The sequence below is a fragment of the Piscibacillus halophilus genome, from assembly GCF_900110685.1.
Taxonomy (GTDB): Bacteria; Bacillota; Bacilli; order Bacillales; family Alkalibacillaceae; genus Piscibacillus; species Piscibacillus halophilus.
This window is the reverse complement of record NZ_FOES01000048.1, coordinates 1-17,846: the sequence shown is the minus strand read 5'-3', so window position 1 is coordinate 17,846 and position 17,846 is coordinate 1. Positions and strand designations below refer to the sequence as shown.

The following is a 17,846-nucleotide window of genomic DNA, read 5'->3' as shown; positions in this document are numbered from 1 at the left end:
AAAGCTTTCGGAAGAAAAAACGGGTGAACTATACGGCAAACGAAAAGTAGATGTTGAACCTGTTTTTGGATTTCTGAAGGCTAATTTGCGCTTCTCTCGAATGTCTGTTAGGGGCAAAGAGAAGGTGAAAAATGAATTAGGATTTGCGTTCATGGCGGTGAATCTAAGAAAGTTCACCACCATGAACGCGAAAACAAGCTGGGCATATAACGAAACAAAGCAGAAAAAAGGCACCAAACCATACTTTTTATGGTTGGTGCCTTTTTTACGTTATTTTAGGCTAGTTATGTCCCAGCCTCTTTTTATTTTAGCTAAAAACGTCATGGCTTGATGGAGTGGAACTTGTTCGCAGAATTCCCATCTATCATAGTCCATAGCACCACTAGGTTCTATTTATGAGTGTTTTTTTAATCTATAGACTTGTTACGGAATCCAATGGGCTGATTTTTCAACTCAATCGACATGTTTCAAAGTTCTATGGGTATGTTTTTGAATTCTATAGGCATGTTTCTAAATTCTATGGTCATATTTCAGAATTCTATGGGCATGTTTCTAAATTCTATGGGCATGTTTCTAAATTCTATGGTCATATTTCAGAATTCTATCGGCACGTTTCTAAATTCTATGGTCATGTTTTCGATTTCTATCGGCACGTTTCTAAATTCTATGGGCATGTTTCAGAATTCTATCGGCACGTTTCTAAATTCTATGGTCATGTTTTCGATTTCTATCGGCACGTTTCTAAATTCTATGGTCATGTTTCTAAATTCTATGGTCATGTTTTAAAAAACAAGCTGTGATGAGCATCACAGCTTGTTACCACTTAGTTTATTTTAAATTCATTACGACTAGGCGTTCTTCAGTCATTTCTTTGATGCTGTATTTCGGTCCTTCTTTGCCCCATCCGCTATTTTTCACTCCACCATAAGGCATCAGGTCAACGCGGTATTGTGAAGCATCATTAATCATGATGCCACCAACCTCCATTCGACGCGCGGCTTTCATCGCTTTATTAATATTGTTTGTAAAAATTCCACCTTGAAGTCCATATTCCGATTGATTGACTTCTTTTAAGCACTTATCTAAATCATTGTAGGAGATCAGTGATAAGATAGGAGCGAAAACTTCTTCGCAAACAACCTTCATCTCTTGTGTGACGTTTGTGACCACAGTTGGTTCAAAGAAATTGTCTTTTCTAGAACCACCAACCAAGATTTTGGCACCTTTTTCCTTCGCTTCGTTGACCCATTGTTCTGCGCGCTCGGCTTCTTTAATCGTAATCATAGGACCGACGTCAGTTTGATCATCGAAAGGATCACCAACGTTTAAACCCTCAATAGCTTTTAAAAGTTCCGTCTCAAACTCATTACGAATTTTTTCATCAACATAAACTCGTTGGACGGATATACATACTTGTCCCGCATAAGCATAACTTTTAGCTGCAATGACTTGAGCCGCTTCTTTAACGTCAGTCTCATGATCAACTATGACTGGAGAATTGTTGCCAAGCTCTAACACTAACTTTTTCATGCCTGTATTCTGTTTGAGGTTAAGCCCGACTTCAACACTTCCAGTAAACGTGAACAGCTGAATTCGTTCGTCATTTGTTAGCCATTCACCTACTTCAGATCCTTTTCCTGTCACAACATTTAAGACACCGTCAGGTAAGCCAGCCTCTACGAAAAGCTCCGCTAGCAAAAGCGCAGTCGTTGGGGTAGTACTTGCAGGTTTTAATACAACCGTATTTCCCGCCGCAATCGCAGGCGCAACCTTGTGTAATACTAAATTCAAAGGAAAGTTAAACGGACTGATCGCTGCTACTACACCAACTGGCACTTGAATTGTAAAAGCCATTCGGTTTTCACTGCCTGGAGCCGCTTCAACCGGTACCCCTTCTCCAGCTAATCGCTTAGCCTCTTCGGCTGATAAAATGGTTGTTTGCACAGCTCGATCCACCTCAGACCGGGCTTGTTTAATCGGTTTCCCAGCTTCGTGAGTCATGTTTTGAGCAAGCTTTTCTTTGTTTTCTTTAAGTAAATTAGATACTTTCATTAATATTTCATAACGTTCATATGGCGTTGTTAATTCTTTTCGAAATGCTTCTTCCGCTGCATCCACTGCTGATTTCACATCTTTTTCTTCAGCTTTGGATACTTTAGCATACACCTCTTGGTTTGCTTTATCGATGACATCCATCACTTCATTCGTTTTTTGCCATTTCCCATTTATAAATAAACCATACGTTTCCATGAACTTCACCCTTTCTTCTCTTTTGTTACCCCTATTACACGATATGTATACCACTAAACATAAAAAAGGTCTGGACCGTGTTGATCCAAACCTTTTTATCAATTATATGAATAGACCTGCAATAGTTGCAGACAGGATTGATGCTAAAGTCGCACCAATTAATAATTTCATACCGAAACGAGAAACGGTTTTACCTTTTTCATTGTCAATACCTGCTACAGTACCCGCAATGATACCGATAGATGAGAAGTTAGCAAAGCTTGTTAGGAATACGGAAATAACACCAATAGCTTTTTCTGATAGTCCATCCATAGCAGATTGTAATTCTAACATCGCCACAAATTCATTTGTGATGATCTTAAGTCCCATGATTCCACCAGCTTGTCCAATTTCAGCAGCTGGAACACCCATTAAGAATGCGATTGGTGATAAAATCCAACCTAACACCTCTTGAAGGGTTGTACCACCAGTAATAGCACCTAATACGTAGTTCACTAGCTCTAGTGATGCTAAGAATGCAATTAACATCGTTGCAACGATTAAGGCAATTTTACCACCATCAAGCGCACCATTAGCCATTGCCTCGAACACACTCTTAGACTCCGAAACGTCTTTTACGTCAACTTCATCATCTTCATCATTAACACTTACTGGCGCAATGATAGAAGCTAAGATCAATGCACTGAACATGTTTAGTGGGATAGCCACTAATACATATTGAGGTGGAAGCATTTGTAAGTAAGCACCTACGATTGAAGCTGATACAGAACCCATTGCAGAAGCACTTACAATATATAGACGATTTTCAGTTACTCTGTGGAACTGAGATTTAATGGCAATTAATGCCTCTGATTGTCCAAAGAACATACTGTTTACCGCGTTGAACGATTCAATTTTAGGTAAACCTGTAATTTTAGAAATAACTCCGCCTAAGACTTTGATTAACCAAGGTAAAATTCTTAAATAAGTTAAAACAGATAAAAGTGTTGCGAAAAAGATAATAATTAATAATACGTCAAAAAAGAAAACCCCTGCTTCAGCGTCGAATTCAATACCACCTAAAACGAATTCAACACCTACTGTCCCGAATTCAATTAGTTTATTGAATGCCGCAGAAATAGACGTTATTATCATTTCACCGATAGATGTATTGAACATAAACCAGGTAATTAGCAGTTGCGAAATCAACATGAAAGCGATTCCTTTATAAGGTATGTTTTTCTTATCGTTTGACATAAACCATGCAATCGCTAACACAATTGCAACTGCTGCCATTGCAAAGATAATATCTAATATAATACCCAAGATGTTTGTCCTCCCTTTAATTCATATGACTCATACCACAATTTCTGATTGTAGCAATTTTTATAATTTATAACAACAATTTAATCTAATAAAATACTTGGAAATTAAAATGTTCTATAATTTTTAATATTAAATCAATAAAACCCTCTCAGTTATATTTAGCTTTACCGAAAGAGTTGATTTTATAATACAATCCTTTTATAAAGAACCATACTCAATTGTTTTAAAATTGTTCGAGCTTTTGCCTCATCATATAAAGCAATTTCACCATCTGTTACATGTTGAATGGTAAGTGGAACCTTTATATCCATCAGTCTTGATAGTGGCTTGGTATAAGACGTTCCTCCCTTAAAGTTAGGAATCGTGAAAGTGTCTATTTCATAACGAAAAATATCTCGATCGTGATAAAGAATAATATCGTACCTCTCATTTTTGAGTAGAGCTTGAATTTTTTCTTTGTGTTGTCTCATGGAGTATGAGGCATCTATTAGTAACACTCGTGTTCTTACCTTTTTCTCAATATCATATCGATTATAAACTAAGCTCTCTTCAAGGTTTTTTTGATAAGCTAAATGATTCAGTAACGTCCGTTTTACATTTAGTTTAGACTGGATAAATTGAATGGACTTACTATGTTGATTAAAAAGTTTAATTAGAACGCTGTCATCCAATGGGGGACGTTGACCACTACCAAAGAAGTCGTTTTCATTCGCTTTTCTCATAAAAGGTTCTCGTTTGTGAAAAAAAGTAGGTAATGAGTGTTGTTTATACATAAAAGTCACCCCACAAACTTTTTAATAGTATATGGAGTGTTTTTTATAAAATGAAAAATGTATATAAAAAGCCCGCTCATATAAATGAACGGGCTTCATTAATTAACCTTCTAATAATAGGTCATAAGGATCTTCAATCATTTGTTTTACACGATCTAGGAATTGTACAGCTTCACGTCCGTCAATGATTCTGTGATCATATGACATGGCGATGTACATCATAGGACGAACTTCAATTGAATCATCAGGCATTACTTTAGGGCGTTTTTCGATTTTGTGCATTCCTAAAATACCAACTTGTGGAGTATTTAGGATTGGAGTGGATAATAATGAACCGAAAATACCACCGTTCGTAATTGTGAATGAGCCGCCTTGAAGGTCATTAAGTCCAAGCTTACCATCACGAGCTTTTTTAGCTAGGTTACCGATTTCTTCTTCGATACCAGCGAAACTTAAGCGGTCAGCATCACGGACAACTGGAACAACTAGACCTTCCTCAGTTGATACAGCGACACCAATGTCATAGAATTGTTTCTTAACGATTTCATCGCCTTGAATTTCTGCATTCACTAATGGGAATTCTTTTAGAGCACCCACAACTGCTTTCGTAAAGAATGACATAAAACCAAGTTTAACACCGTGTTTATCTAAAAAGGCATCTTTACGTTCACTACGTACTTTCATCACGTTTGTCATGTCTACTTCGTTAAAAGTTGTTAACATCGCAGCCGTATGCTGTGCTTCAACTAAACGCTTAGCGATTGTTTGACGACGGCGTGACATTTTTTCACGAACAACCGGTTTATCAAACTCAGTTTTCTCAGCTGATTTTTCTTCTTTCTTAGAAGATTTCTTACCTGCATCAGCTTTTGCTTTAGCAGCCGCTTCAACATCTTCTTTAGAAATACGTCCAACTGGATCTTTAGGTTTAATTTCGCTTAAATCAATGCCTAATTCACGAGCACGCTTACGAGTTGCTGGAGATGCAACAGGTTGATCTGTTTTGCTTTCTCCACCCTCGTCTGTTTGTGGAGATTCTTCTTTAGCTTCAGGCTTTTTCTCTTCCTTAGGCTCTTCTTTGTTCTCTTCTTTTGCTTCTGCTTCAGTTGAATCATCAGCATTATCTGATCCAGCTGCTTCGCCACTCTCGTCTACTTTCGCGATGACGTCACCAACTTCAACATCGTCGCCTTCTTCAACTAAAAGTTCAGCAACAACACCAGAAAAATCTGAGTTCACTTCGACGTTTACTTTGTCTGTTTCTAGTTCAACGACCGGGTCACCTTTTTCAACTTTGTCGCCTTTAGCTACAAGCCACTCTGCAACTGTACCTTCCGTAATCGATTCGGCTAATTCAGGAACAACAATTTCCTTCACTTTAAATTTCCTCCTTTAATCGAGCGTTAATGCTTCATTGATAATACGATTTTGCTCTGACTTATGAATGTTCGGGCTTCCAACGGCTGGAGATGAGCGATAAGGACGTCCAACATAGTTTAGCTTTTGCTTCACTTTCTTAATGGACTGAATTCGTTCCTTAACAAAGTCCCAGCTTCCCATGTTTTTAGGTTCTTCTTGCACCCAAACAATCTCTTCTACATTTTTATATTTCTTCAATAGCTTTTGTAGCTCTTTTTCAGGGAAAGGATAAATTTGTTCTAAACGGACGATGTGTATTTCATCGTTTGGATCTTTATCCTCTAATTCTTCCTCAATATCTACCATAATCTTACCGCTACCAATCACTAGGCGCTTAACACTGTCAGGTTTTTCACCTAAGCCTTCTTGTTCAAGAATCGTTAAGAACTTACCTGAAGTTAATTTTTCAGAATCAACGGCTACGCGTTGATTACGAATCAGACTCTTCGGTGTCATTAAGACTAATGGACGTGCAGCTTCAGTTCCTACAATAGCAGCTTGACGACGTAATAAGTGGAAATATTGAGCCGATGTTGTAACGTTTGCTACTGTCCAGTTATTTTCAGCTGAAAGTTGTAAGAAACGTTCAAGGCGGGCACTAGAATGTTCTGGTCCTTGACCTTCATACCCGTGAGGTAGAAGCATGACCATACTAGCAATTTGACCCCACTTCGCTCGACCTGCCGAAATGAACTGATCAAAAATAACTTGTGCCGCGTTGGCAAAGTCTCCGTACTGAGCTTCCCAAAGTACTAGTGTATCGTCAGATTGAACACTATAACCGTATTCAAATCCTAATACGCCAGCTTCAGATAAAGGACTATTATAAATACTGAATGAAGAGTTTACCCCCTCTAAACCATGAAAAGGGCTATATTTTTCTTGTGTATTAACGTCATTCAATACCGCATGACGATGTGCGAATGTACCACGCTCAGAGTCCTGACCCGACATACGAATCGGTGTACCATCTTTTAGGATTGAAGCAAGTGCTAAAGCCTCACCTAATGCCCAATCAATTTTTTCACCTTCATCAAATGCTTTGCCGCGGCGTTTTAAGATTTTTTCAAGCTTCTTGAAGCCTTCAAAACCTTCAGGACGTTTTAACATATCTTCATTTAACTTACGTAGTGTTTCTTCATCTACAGCTGTTTCAATTTTATCTAATCCGTTAACCACTTCTTTTGGTAAATCTGGTACAGAAGGGTCTTTACGTTCGCTTTCCGTCATGTTGTCGTAAATCTCACGAAGTTGTTTTTTAACATCTTCTTTATATTTCTTAGACTCTTCTTCAGATAATACATTCTCGTCAACTAGACGCTTTGCAAAAACTTCGTAAGCAGTTGGATGGTTATCGATGTCTTTATAAAGTTGCGGTTGAGTCCCTCTTGGCTCATCCATCTCGTTGTGACCGTATCTTCTGTATCCAACTAAATCAATTAACACGTCTTTATTAAATTTCTTACGATATTGGTAAGAAAATTCTACCGCTGTTAGACATGCTATTGGGTCATCTGCATTAACATGAATAACCGGGATTTCAAATCCTTTAGCTAGATCACTAGCATATTTTGTTGAGCGTCCATCTTTGTGGTCAGTGGTGAAACCAACTAGGTTGTTCGCAATAATATGGACAGATCCACCTGTTTCATAACCGCGTAATTGTGATAAGTTTAAAGTCTCTGCTACCACACCTTCACCGATAAATGCGGCATCACCGTGAATTTGTATATTGAAAGCTTTGTTTACATCATTTTTTGCATAACCGCTTTCATCACGTTTATCTTGAACCGCGCGTGTGTATCCACCAACGACTGGGTTAACAAACTCTAAGTGTGAAGGGTTATGTGCTAAAGTAATTTTTGTTTTACTTTCATCATCTTCTACATATTCACGATTCGCACCAAAGTGATACTTCACATCACCTGTCCATCCGTAATTAATACCTGTTGAACCTTCAGAAGGAACGAGCGTTTTGTCAGGTGCATGAGCGAACTCAGAGAAAATTAAGTCATAAGGTTTACCCAAAACGTGAGCTAAGACGTTTAAACGGCCACGGTGAGCCATCCCCATCATAACGTGATCAACATCATCTTTATGGGCGTTCGTCACCATGCGATCTAGCATCGGTACCATAACGTCTAAACCTTCAATAGAGAATCGCTTTTGGGCCACAAATGTTTTAGCTAAAAATTGCTCAAAGCCTTCAACATCACCTAAACGCTTTAATACTTGTTTCTTTTCTTCATTATTTAATAAAACATCAAAAGCGCCAGTTTCTACCTTGTTGTAGAGCCACTCGCGTTCATCGTCGTCGGGAATATGATTGAATTCAAAAGAAATCGTCCCTGAATATTTCTTTTTCAAGTGCTGTACAAAATCCCATGCATTACGAACGTTACTAGGCACTTCAGCTGTTAAAAGCTTAGCATCTAATTGTTTTAAGTCACTTTCAGATAGACCGTATTTTTTCGGATCTACTAAAGCTGAATAACGCTCATCCTGCTTTCCGACTGGAAAGATATCCGCTTCTAAATGTCCATGTCTGCGGATTGCATCAACTAACTTCATTGCAGCTGTTAATTTCTGCAAATCAGCTGTTGATGTCGTTGACTGACTAGTTGATGATTCTCCAGTTGTTTTAGACACCCAAGTTGGTGCCCCGTACTCGTCAAACATATGACGCAGTGTCTCATCAACTGCATCAGGGTCATCAAGGTATAAATCATACTGCTCTTCAACATAGCCCATATTTGGACCATGAAAAGCATCCCAAACATTGTCATTAGACCCTTTGATTGCCACTGTTTACTACCCCCATCAGTTTTCGAATAAGTAACATAAGCTACTAGTTTGTATATAAGTTTTTCGAATTATTTCTATCAAGCTGTTTACCCTTCTTTCAGTATTCGCAAACAACTTGAAAAAAATAACTTGAAAAACATCATAATCATCACAATTAGTATATATGAAAAATTTCATATAGAAAAGGTAAACACAACAAAAATTGTCGGATTAAAGCACAAAATTACAAATACCTTGATATATAGTTCTCAATTACTTTGATTAAGTGTAGATTTATTGTATGACTCACGTTAATTTTAAGGTTCAATAACTGAGGGAGGATCGAATTCTCGATCCATTCATCAAGGTAATGACGTTGACTTAAAATGAATAAATCTAAAATCATATCTTTTACACGTTCTGGTAAATCATCGTAGGTTAATTCATTAACATCTAACGATAATTTATCACAAATGGATAAAAAATGATCTAAGTTACTTTCATCAATTCCTAGCACATTATGTAGTTTCGTCATATTTTTAGATAAACTAATCTTAGTCAATTCTTGAAGTTCATCATGTGATGTTTTTTCTATTATGTTTTTAATCAATTTCAACCATTCATGATCGTAGTATTTATAAGCGAGTTGAATATTGTATAGATACGTCTCCTTTTGCTCTTCTAGAATCCGATAATCTTGCAGAATAATCCTTTTCAATTCATCTAGTAAATCATTTACTTCAATAATGTTCAAGTTTTTTGCACAGACAATAGATAATACATGAAAAGCATAACGCGGATCTAGACCCAACATTCCTTCTCCATCGCCAATCGTTACCCTATTACGATACTTTTCTAGTTTCTCAAGCTTCGTCATACCATCGGTTGGTTTTTTCATCCGTGTCAATATTAACGCTGCCGCTAAAGTGTCTAAGGCTTTGAAGCCTAAACGTTCCTTATCTTTGTCTAAAACTTTATTTCGATACATAGAAACCTCATGGTCAATGGATAATAAATAAGGAACTTTAATAAATACCATTCGATTTAGAATCGCCGTCTGATTAAGTTGCACGATCCTTTGAAGGTCTGGCTCATTTGTGTGACCTATCACGACTTGATCAGCTGATATTAATGATTGACGTGAAATTTTATATTGTTTTTCTTCTGCCAGTGATAAAAACGGATACAACAACTTAGGCTCACATTTAAACACTTCTTGTAATTCTAATATACCACGATTGGCCGCTTGAAACTCACCATCATATCTATATGCTCTTGGATCAGATGGTGACCCATACTTAGTAATGGTTGCATAATCAATAGATCCGACTAAATCAGACGTGTCTTGAGAGTATGGATCAGCAGGGAAAAAAGTTCCGACTCCTTTACGATCAACTTCTGATATGTAAAAACGTTCAATAGGAACATTTCTCCAACTTTTCCATTCCTTCATTAGCCTGTAATGGTTATATGGAGAAAGAGATCCTTCAACTTGAATAGGAAGTTGCTCTCTCATGTCTTGAGGAAGGGCTAATAATGGATCTTCTTGCATAGGGCAGCCGCTAATTCGAAACACGGCTCCTTGATCTGTATAAGAATAAGTTTCTAACGCTTTTTTTAAAAAATGAACTAAGCTCGACTTTCCGCTACCAGGTGGTCCGACTAATATGAGCATTCTTTTTTGAATATCGTAGCCTTGACTAGCCGGAATTAAATACTGTTCAAGAACTTTATTTAATAAATGGCGATCGACATTTAAAGGAACTTTATCATTCTTTATAGCAAATTGAACGGCATGGTATAATAATTCATGAGCCTTTAAGGGACGATGAGTTCCCTCCATGATATATTGGACATATTCTTCTAAAGACAAGTTAGGTTCGATCATCTCGACACCTCCTTGTCATATATGTATTCAATTAGAACGAGAGCTTGTGTTATTTTTATTTGAACAGTTTTTGTCAATAGTTCACAAGGTTATCATTTTTGGTTATAATACAAGTAATGATGTTGAATAGAGGTGGATCTTCATGAAATTAGCAGTTATCTTAGGAGTATGTGTAACATTTTTAGTATCCATATTTACAGCTGGTTACGATGCAAAACCAGGACAACCTAAAAAATAATTCAGTAAAAACTGGTAGGGGTCATACCCTACCAGTTTTTTTATTTTGATTCTAGAAAAAATCCCACTCTACATCAATAGAGTGGGTTGAATAGTTATTAATCTAATTTGGGAAATCCTTGTTGTCTTAAAGCTTCATAAACGATGATTGCCGCTGTATTAGATAAGTTGAGCGATCTCACTTTATCCGTCATATGAACCCGCAAACAACGGTCCTCTTTTCCTTCAAGCAAGGATTTTGGGATTCCATCTGTCTCCCGACCAAACACAAAAAAGATATCTTCATCTGGATTACTATAATCGTAATCCGTATAATATTTTGTTCCGAAATTCTCTATATAATAAAAACTTCCATCTTGATACTTTTCATAAAGCTCATTAAGTGAATCGTGATAAAGTATATGAACATCATGCCAGTAATCCAATCCTGCTCTACGTAACATTTTATCATCAGTAGAAAATCCTAACGGACGAATGAGATGTAGTGTTGAGCCAGTGGCTAGTACAGTACGAGCGATGTTTCCTGTATTAGCTGGAATTTCTGGTTGATATAGTACGACATGTATTCCCATGTTGACACCTCTTTAATTCGTTAATTACCGAGATGTATTATAGCATACCTCAACTCGTTTGGTGTAACCAATGCTTTGATTTTGTTTCATGATGAAGTAAAAATCTCTTCTTATCTAGGCCACTAGCGTAACCTGTTAACGAGCCATCGCTTCCGATGACACGATGACATGGAATCGCTATTGTAATTGGGTTCTTATTAATCGCTCCACCAACGGCTCTAATAGCTTTAGGCTTATTGATCGCTCCCGCAATATCTTTATATGTCCATTGCTGACCATACGGAATGTCTTTTAGAGCTTTCCAGACTTGTTTTTGAAACTCAGTTCCCAATAAGTCTGTTTTAAATGTAAAGTTTATTAACTCTCCATTTAAATATTGAAGAAACTCTTCTTTTACATTTGAAAAAGCATTTTCATCAAAGACTGGTTCTGCAACTTGATTTTTCAACCGCCATTTTTCAACCCATTCATCTCGGTCTCCCATTTTGACAAAATACACTGCTTCTTCATGACCACCAATTAAAAATGTTCCAATACTTGACTCAAAGCTGGTTAATGTTAGTGGTTTCATCATTACATCTCCCTTAAAAGAGCTTATATTTTTTGAGTTAAAAACTCTAACCCTTTCTCCATTTCAAATAAAACATCTTCGTCACTTTCTTTTTCCATGGCCTTTTCAATCATCTCATAAGCATCTTGACGTCCTATTTTCCCAATGGCCCAAGCAGCTGTTCCACGAATAACTGGGCGAGGGTCTTTATGCATAAGCTCTTCTAGGGTGTCTAAAGCCGTTTCATCTTTATAATGAGCTAATGCCACAATCGCATTACGCTGAATCGGCTTTTTACCTCTCCATGATCCAGACATATAGCCAAACTTTTCTTTAAACTCTCGATTAGACATTTTCAACAGTGGAATCAGTTTTGGTTTTGCAAGCTCTGGGTCTGGCTCCATTTCTGGGTGCAGATGAAAATCTTTTCCTTTATTTTTCGGACAAACAATTTGGCATGTGTCACATCCATATAAGCGATTTCCGAGCTTTTCTCTGAATTCATCTGGTAAAAAGCTTTTTGTAATCGTTTGATACGCTACACATCTCTGGGCGTTTAATTGACCACCTTGAACTAATGCTCCGGTCGGGCAGGCATCCACACAAATGTTACAATCGCCGCACCCTTCCTCAATTGGTTCATCAGGCTCAAACGGTACATTTGTAATCAATTCTCCGAGGTACACCCAAGAACCATACTCTTCCGTAATTAATGAACAGTTTTTACCAACAAATCCGACACCAGCGCGTTTTGCAACGGCACGGTCAGACAATTCTCCTGTGTCCACCATGGCTTTACAGGCAACGCCGTCTAATTTTTTCTGTAAAAACTCTCCGATTAGGTTGAGCTTTTCCCTTAGAACATCATGATAGTCTTTACCCCAAGATGCGCGGGCAAAAATACCCCGACGGTCCCCTTTTCGACTTTTTGGTGCATCTTTCATTCTTGATGGATAAGCTAATGCAATCGATATAATAGATTGCGCTTTTGGCATTAACTTAGTCGGGGTCGTGCGTTCTTCAATCGTTCCTTTTTCAAAACCAGAATGGAAGCTCAATGACTGTTGAACCATTAAACGCTGTTTTAGTGTTTCAAATGTATCGGTTGAGGTAAAACCAATCTTTTGAACCCCGATTTCTTTGCTGTATTCAATTAATTCTTGCTTTAATTGATTGATCTCCATGCACGACCCTCCTTTTCTCTTAATTTATTTTAATCTGGCGCAGGCGATTAATCGCTGCTGCTATTTCAAAACGTCTAGGCATCGCTAAATCACCCGGGTGTTGTTCTTTGCTTTTCTGGGTAAAGCTTAATCCTTTTCGATGGATTTCCTTTTCGAAATGATTCAGCCATTCAACTAACGTTTGATCTTCTTTAAATGGTGCGTGCATCGCCATATATTTTAACATATTTGCGATCATTCTTGTTTGGGAATCATCGACAATTTGTTCTACTAAGGATAAATCAATTACATCTCGACCGATCATCACCGAATGTCGGTTTTTCGCTTGAACTTTTGCTTTTTTACCCAACTTTATCTTGATAGAATCGGTCACCACAACACGGTCAGTCCATGAACCAAAGCTTGATGAAGCATCTGGCCATTTGACCGGGTTTTCATCGGCAATTTTTCTTGCACTATCTGTCACATTAACAGGAAAATATCGATCCATCATAATAACTTGATCAGCAATATCAAAATAATCTCCAGATCCACCCATCACGAGAATGGTAGAAACGTCTAATTCATCACGAAGTTGTTTGACTTTCTGAACAAACGGGGTAATCGGTTCTTTATCTTTCGCAACCAGCTGTTGCATTCGTTCATCTCGAATCATGAAATTCGTTGCGCTTGTATCTTCATCAATTAATAGAGAAGTTGCACCAGCTTCTAAAGCCTCCATAACATTCGCTGCCTGTGAGGTACTGCCACTCGCATTTTCAGTTGTAAAAGTCTTTGTGTCTGAGCCATTCGGTAAATCATTTATAAACGGTGAGATGTTAACCTTGCTTATACTACGTCCATCTTCTGCTCGTACCTTTACCGCATTAGGGTCAGTTAGGACATACTCACGCCCATCACCTGCGATATGTTCATAAACACCTTTCTCCAACGCCTCTAATAACGTACTTTTCCCGTGAAAACCTCCACCTACAATGAGGGTGATGCCTTTTTTAATGGCCATACCTGTTAGAGGTTCATCGCGGTGAGGGATCGAAATCGTAACCTCATTTTCTTTCGGACTTTGGAATGGTACAGCGTTTTCTAACGGCTTCGTACTAACCCCACTTTTTCTTGGTAAAATGGAGCCATTAGCGATAAATGCCACCCAGTCTTCTTCTTTCATTTTCTTACGAATCACATCGTGTTGATCCGCTAACTGCATGGCATTCGTTAAATCGTCTTGTTTAAGGGCAAATAACGAATGTTTAAGAATCGATGGGATGACTTTGAAAAACAATTTTTCTGCTTCTTTTCCATTAATTCGACGTCCATTAGCCGGTAGTCCTACTGATATACAAATCGTAACTTCTCTATTATTTAACTGAACGGCAGACCTTTTTAATATCGCTTGGTCTGGACCGTCTATAGCAACCATACCACTTTTCCCACTGCCCCGTACTTGTGTATTCTCTTTAAAAATGGCCTTTTGCACTCGCCGTGCGATATGGTCCTCTATATACGTTTGACGTCTTGTCGTTTCTAACCATGCCTGGTCAATCGATTGATATTTATTTGGAATAACTAATCGAATCTTTGATGGAGATGCGAATGGATCACCCTGTACATAATCAATGTGCAAGTTGAATTTAGGAAAATAAAATGTACCTTGTAAACTTTTATAGGCTTTATAACTTTTTCCATCAATCTGTCCTATCTTTTGCTGTAAAAATTTCAAGTTATCCCTCCGTCACTTTTTGTTCTACTTGTTCAATTTTGTTCATAATATTTTTTCTCCATATAATTGGTACAATAATTAAAATACAATAGATGATAATAACAATCGTTACTGTCCACCGACTTCCCACTACTAAACTTGCACCCAAGAAATTGTAAATTAAGGTACCTGGGATAATTCCAATCATCGTTGCTTTAATAAAATGTCTAAATTTAACTTTTGATAAACCACAACCATAACTAATGAGGTCAAAATTGATAATTGGCAAGAATCGTAACAATAAAATATAAAAGAAACCTTTTTCCTCAAAATTATGTTTTAATTCCAGTACTTTCTTATTCTTCAACTTCTTAAAGGCATCCTCTCCAACAAAGCGGGCAAGCCAAAAAGCTAATATAGCCCCTAGGGTGGCACCAGTAAATGCGAGTATAGATCCCCATAGTGCCCCAAAGGCTAAACCTCCAACAATCGAAAAGACGGAAGCGGGAAATAAAACTAATGGCCTTAACATAAATAATAATAAATAAAATGCCGGAGCTAACCATCCCGCCATATATATAAAGGTTCGAATATCTTCTGGAGATATATGCCATAACCGTTGGTGAAAAGCATAAAGTACGATTAGAAATATAAAAACAAGGACTCCTTTTATGGCGTGTTTCTTATGCATGCTGCTCCACCTTCTATAAGTTTATATCCCAATATATTCCCTGAGAATAAGATCTTTAATCAAGAATGTAACTTTAACTATGACAAATCGACTATAAATTTAAAACACATTAGGGGGCCAATTATGAAAAAATGGGTGATGTTAATTAGTTTCATTAGTTTCACACTAATGATTGGGTTATATGCCTGTAGTAATGATGAATCAGGCGAAAGTTCAGCTAATCAAACTGATTTCGAAATGGCAGAAGACTCAGATAATGGGAAAGAGGGTTTTACCGAAACTGAAACTGAAGAGCAGGCTAGCGTTGAACGTGACGAACCTGACGATGGGTCTGATTTTGAGGAATCTGAACAAATGATCATTTACACAGGTCACTTAGAAGTTGAAGTGAACGATTTTCAAAATATGACTGATCGAATTAAGCAAGAGTTATCCAAAATCGACGGATATGTCGTAGAATCATCTGAACACGCTAGAGGTGATGATGAACAAAAATCAGGCTACATGGTAGTACGCGTCCCTCAACAAGAATTTGATTCTTTTATGAATAGCCTAGAAACGGAAGATACAAATATTAAAAGCCGTAATCAACAAAGTGAAGACGTAACAGAAGAATATGTAGATTTAGAATCTCGTTTAAAAGCCAAAGAAGCCGTTGAAGAACGGTTACTTCAATTCATGGAACAAGCGGACAAAACAGAAGATTTGTTAAAGATTTCTGATGACCTCTCAAAAGTTCAAGAAGACATTGAACAAATTAAAGGCCGGATGAATTATATCGAAAACCATGTCGCTTATTCAACCGTCCACATTTCTATCGAAGAACGAAACATTAAAGTTCCCGACGTTCAATCTCAAGATGACTTAAATACTCTTGCCAAGGCTCAAAAACTTTTCATGGATACGATTAATTCATTATTGAAAGTTGGATCTAGCATTGTCGTATTAATCGTTGGACTTTCCCCTATTCTTATTCCTGTATCCATCGTGGCGATTTATCTTTTGTTAAAAAGAAAACGTCAAAAAAACGACTAATAAAGCCGGTTTCTTTAAACACAAAAATAAGAAAGAGCCGATTATTTTTTCGGCTCTCTTATTTCAAATGTTGATCGATAAATTGATTTAACGAGTGAATATACTCGTCCCGATAAATCGCAAAGGCTTCACCGTGACCCGAGTTTTCAAATATTCTAATTTGAGCTTTATTGGTATGCTCATACAGTTCTCTTGTCATGCGAGTCGGAACAAAATCATCACTATTCCCATGGAAATATAAGACTGGAAGATCCGATTTTTGTACTTGTTTAAGAGCAGAGGCTTCACGTAATGAATAGTTTGCTTTAGCTTTTGTAACTAGGCTAGTTGTATCTAATAACGGGAACGGAACGATGGTAATTTAAACATGCGTCCCATTTGATAATCAAACAAATCATATACACTCGTGTAAGGACTATCCGCTACAATCGCTTTAACGTTTTTAGGTAACTCTTCTCCACTAGTCATTAGAACTGTTGCAGCTCCCATTGAGATACCATGTAATATAATCTCAGTGTCTTCACCTTGTTTTTCTAATAAACGGTTAATCCAATCTACCATATCTAAACGGCTATGCCAGCCAAAACCGATATAATCGCCTTGACTTTGTCCATGTCCCCGCAAGTCCACGGATAAAATATTATAGCCTAATTCTTTATAATAATATTCTCCAAAAATCCCCATATCTCTTGCGCGGCCAAGATATCCATGAGCAAAGACAACGGTTTTATTAGTTGGCTCTTCTGCCTCAAGGTAATAACCTTGCAACCTTAAGTCATCAAACGACTGTATCTCCCAATATTCAAACTCTTGATTATCCACCCATTCATGCCAACCACCACTCACAAACACATCCATAGCTTCTCTTGATACCACTAGATCGTCATTTTCTTGTAGAAAGTCTTTTTTCTCACGTTTAATGGCTAGGTCATAAAAGTAAAAACTACCTAAAACATCTATGATTAATAGAATGGCTAGAAAAACGATCCCTACCTTTACCCATTTCTTTTTTAACAAAATTCAGTTTCTCCTCTCAAATCTATGATGTCTAGTTTCATTATACAGAAAATTCGGGATAATTTCAGTGGTAATCGGTGGAATTTTTACAAATAAGTTAAAAAAGTTACAATATTATTACACAATCGAGTAGGAGGAGGTGATTAACCTCCGACCTCTCACACCACCGTACGTACGGTTCCGTATACGGCGGTTCAATAGTTTGAGTGTGCTTTCTCGAGAAGTTGGTTCAAGTCTTTTAGACCAGCTTTCTCGAGAATTTTATTGTTAATAGCTCTGTGAAGTATATGGCTACATGCTATGCACCAATATCCCTTCCTTGTATTAGCCCATTCCCAAGCTTTTTGTTTTGGTATTTTAAGCTGAACAAGACTTTTATATCTTGTTTTAACCTTTTTCCATCGCTTCCAAATAATTTGTCTAATCCTACGTCTAACCCATTGGT

General features: G+C 37.5%; 15 protein-coding genes. 2 read left to right on the top strand and 13 right to left on the bottom strand.

Translation table 11 applies throughout. The features are described 5' to 3' along the window. A partial coding sequence (locus BMY57_RS16360) for a transposase (protein ID WP_256205321.1) occupies positions 1 to 331 on the top strand: 331 nt, incomplete at its 5' end. Positions 332 to 828: 497 nt separating this feature from the next. Here BMY57_RS16360 and BMY57_RS14120 read toward each other — a convergent pair. From BMY57_RS14120 to BMY57_RS14070, 11 genes are all read right to left on the bottom strand, one after another. After that, positions 829 to 2,250 (bottom strand): aldehyde dehydrogenase family protein, encoded by a 1,422-nt coding sequence (locus tag BMY57_RS14120; protein WP_091775673.1) that lies wholly within the window; start codon positions 2,248 to 2,250, stop codon positions 829 to 831. 102 nt (positions 2,251 to 2,352) lie between these two features. Then, a complete protein-coding gene (locus BMY57_RS14115; protein ID WP_091775675.1) occupies positions 2,353 to 3,525 on the bottom strand; it encodes a NupC/NupG family nucleoside CNT transporter in 1,173 nt (390 codons plus the stop codon). A 212-nt stretch (positions 3,526 to 3,737) separates the two neighbouring features. Then, positions 3,738 to 4,277 (bottom strand): vWA domain-containing protein, encoded by a 540-nt coding sequence (locus tag BMY57_RS14110; RefSeq protein ID WP_143063851.1) that lies wholly within the window; start codon positions 4,275 to 4,277, stop codon positions 3,738 to 3,740. 153 nt (positions 4,278 to 4,430) lie between these two features. Beyond that, on the bottom strand, positions 4,431 to 5,705 hold the full coding sequence (gene odhB, locus BMY57_RS14105) for a 2-oxoglutarate dehydrogenase complex dihydrolipoyllysine-residue succinyltransferase (RefSeq protein WP_091775667.1): 1,275 nt from the start codon (positions 5,703 to 5,705) through the stop codon (positions 4,431 to 4,433). A 15-nt stretch (positions 5,706 to 5,720) separates the two neighbouring features. After that, positions 5,721 to 8,498 (bottom strand): 2-oxoglutarate dehydrogenase E1 component, encoded by a 2,778-nt coding sequence (locus BMY57_RS14100; protein WP_246247553.1) that lies wholly within the window; start codon positions 8,496 to 8,498, stop codon positions 5,721 to 5,723. A gap of 277 nt (positions 8,499 to 8,775) precedes the next feature. Then, complete coding sequence (locus BMY57_RS14095) at positions 8,776 to 10,419, bottom strand: hypothetical protein (protein WP_091775661.1); 1,644 nt, start codon at positions 10,417 to 10,419, stop codon at positions 8,776 to 8,778. Positions 10,420 to 10,754: 335 nt separating this feature from the next. Beyond that, a complete protein-coding gene (gene trmL, locus BMY57_RS14090) occupies positions 10,755 to 11,228 on the bottom strand; it encodes a tRNA (uridine(34)/cytosine(34)/5-carboxymethylaminomethyluridine(34)-2'-O)-methyltransferase TrmL (RefSeq protein ID WP_091775658.1) in 474 nt (157 codons plus the stop codon). A gap of 49 nt (positions 11,229 to 11,277) precedes the next feature. After that, on the bottom strand, positions 11,278 to 11,799 hold the full coding sequence (locus tag BMY57_RS16430) for a methylated-DNA--[protein]-cysteine S-methyltransferase (protein ID WP_305728829.1): 522 nt from the start codon (positions 11,797 to 11,799) through the stop codon (positions 11,278 to 11,280). Between the two features lie 23 nt (positions 11,800 to 11,822). Continuing rightward, on the bottom strand, positions 11,823 to 12,962 hold the full coding sequence (gene queG, locus BMY57_RS14080) for a tRNA epoxyqueuosine(34) reductase QueG (RefSeq protein WP_091775651.1): 1,140 nt from the start codon (positions 12,960 to 12,962) through the stop codon (positions 11,823 to 11,825). Between the two features lie 19 nt (positions 12,963 to 12,981). After that, positions 12,982 to 14,679, bottom strand: coding sequence for an ABC-ATPase domain-containing protein (locus BMY57_RS14075; RefSeq protein ID WP_091775648.1), 1,698 nt, complete (start codon positions 14,677 to 14,679; stop codon positions 12,982 to 12,984). A gap of 1 nt (position 14,680) precedes the next feature. Continuing rightward, on the bottom strand, positions 14,681 to 15,349 hold the full coding sequence (locus tag BMY57_RS14070; protein WP_091775645.1) for a TVP38/TMEM64 family protein: 669 nt from the start codon (positions 15,347 to 15,349) through the stop codon (positions 14,681 to 14,683). A gap of 123 nt (positions 15,350 to 15,472) precedes the next feature. Between BMY57_RS14070 and BMY57_RS14065 the strand changes: the two genes are divergently transcribed. Continuing rightward, entirely contained in the window at positions 15,473 to 16,384 is a 912-nt protein-coding gene (locus tag BMY57_RS14065; protein WP_175615702.1) for a DUF4349 domain-containing protein, read from the top strand. 58 nt (positions 16,385 to 16,442) lie between these two features. On the opposite strand, the gene BMY57_RS16515 is transcribed toward BMY57_RS14065, so the two are convergent. Further along, complete coding sequence (locus BMY57_RS16515) at positions 16,443 to 16,739, bottom strand: prolyl oligopeptidase family serine peptidase (RefSeq protein WP_369678866.1); 297 nt, start codon at positions 16,737 to 16,739, stop codon at positions 16,443 to 16,445. Beyond that, positions 16,718 to 17,401 (bottom strand): alpha/beta hydrolase, encoded by a 684-nt coding sequence (locus tag BMY57_RS14060; protein WP_369678865.1) that lies wholly within the window; start codon positions 17,399 to 17,401, stop codon positions 16,718 to 16,720. Before BMY57_RS14060 ends, BMY57_RS16515 begins: the two co-directional genes overlap by 22 nt. Between the last annotated feature and the right edge of the window lie 445 nt (positions 17,402 to 17,846).